Here is a 1453-nt window from a genome sequence, read left to right on the forward strand (position 1 = left end):
CGGCGGGCGACGGCTCGATCAGGCCGTCGGCGGCGATGAGATGCGGTGACCCGGGGCATCGCCTCCGCGACTGGGGAAAGGCCCGTCCTCGGCCGGCGAGGGCGGGGTGGAGGGCGCGCCCCTGCGGGGGAGGGGAGGGCGCCGCGCCGGCGTCCACGGCGAGCCGCCCGTCCAGCAGGCGGTGGGTATAGTCGAAGGTGGGGCCGAGCACCTGGCCGCCCGGCACGTCCTTGAAGGTGGCGGAGACGCGCCGCTCCACCGCCATGGTCCCGGTGTCCACGGGCACGCTGGCGCCGAAGCGCGGCAGGGTCGCGCGGAACGCGCGGGCGAGGAACACCGCCTCGATCATGTCGCCCCGCGCCTGCTTCAGGGCCAGCGCCGCCAGTTCCCGGTCGTAGAGCGAACCTTCCGCCATCACCCGGTCCACCGCGAGGGCGAACTGCCCGGCGATCTGGTCGAGGCCGATCTCCGGGACCGCGGGGTCGCCGCGGCGCCGCTCGTCGAGCAGCTTGTGGGCGGCGCGGATCGCCGTCTCCCCGCCTTTGGCCGCCACATACATCAGCCGCCCTCCGCCAGCCGCACCGAACGCGGCAGCGCCGCGATGCGGCTGGGCGCGGTCAGCACGATGTCGACGCCGAGCGGAAAGCCGCGCCCATTGGCCGCGAGGCGCCTGGAAAAGTCGGCCGGCAGCGGCGCCGCGCCGAAGGTCCGGCGGCCGGAAATGCCGGGGCCTTCCAGCCGCAGCGGGCCGTCGCCCATCTGGTCCACGGCGACGATCAGCGTCGCCGCGCGATCCGGATAGTCCGGCTCGCCCTGGGCAAAAGCGGAGAGGTCGGGCAGCGCCGCGCCGTCCCGCAGCAGCGCGAAGCAGGCGGCGGACGGATCGGCGACGATCGGCGCGCCGGTGTGGAAGGCGAGGAAGCCGCGCACCGCTTCGCCCGCCGCCAAAGGCGCATCGAGGAACAGCGGCGTCTCGAAGTCGGCGAGCGTCAGCGCCAGTGCCGCCAGTTCGGGGGTGAGCGGCGCCGGCGGCGCGAGCGGCGCGGGAAGCGCGAAGATGCGCCCCGGTTCGGCCATGGCGCCATGAGGGCGCGGAAGGCACGCTGGGACTGGTGCACCGGATCGGCGAAGCCGGGCGCGAGAGCGGGCGCCGCCATCAATCCTCCCCCCGCATGAGCGTGAGGAAGTCCACCCGGGTGGCGTCGGTGCGGGCGCGGCTTGCCGCCGCTTCGCCGCGCAGGCGCTCGGCCACCGGAGCCAGCGCCGCCTCGACCCCGTCGCGTTGCGCGGCGTCGAGCCACAGCGCGTCGAGAATGGCCGCGGCGCGGGTCTCGTCCGGCGCCCGGCCGAGCCGGTAGCCGAACCCGGTTGCGCCGGTCTCGAGCCGCACCGCCGCACGGGGTCGCCGTCGCCTCGCCGAGATTGAAGGGCGCGCCGTCGCCGCCCGATCGGC

Annotated in this window: 3 protein-coding genes; all 3 read right to left on the bottom strand. The window is 76.0% G+C overall.

Annotated elements, in window-relative coordinates; translation table 11 throughout:
• On the bottom strand, window positions 1-559 hold a 559-nt coding region (locus AC2W7M_RS25310; protein WP_486135850.1), incomplete at its 3' end, for a carbon-phosphorus lyase complex subunit PhnI.
• On the bottom strand, window positions 559-1077 hold the full coding sequence (gene phnH, locus AC2W7M_RS25315; protein ID WP_486135852.1) for a phosphonate C-P lyase system protein PhnH: 519 nt from the start codon (window positions 1075-1077) through the stop codon (window positions 559-561). The genes phnH and AC2W7M_RS25310, both read right to left, overlap by 1 nt.
• A 79-nt stretch (window positions 1078-1156) precedes the next feature.
• The coding region (locus tag AC2W7M_RS25320) for a phosphonate C-P lyase system protein PhnG (protein WP_486135853.1) at window positions 1157-1453 on the bottom strand (297 nt) is incomplete at its 5' end.

The organism is Xanthobacter sp. BG11Y11_SDJG, from assembly GCF_057364445.1.

What these genes read in the sequence shown, in the direction of transcription:
- phnH (WP_486135852.1), bottom strand. Translation starts at nt 1,077, where the DNA reads ATGGCCGAACCGGGGCGCATCTTCGCGCTTCCCGCGCCGCTCGCGCCG.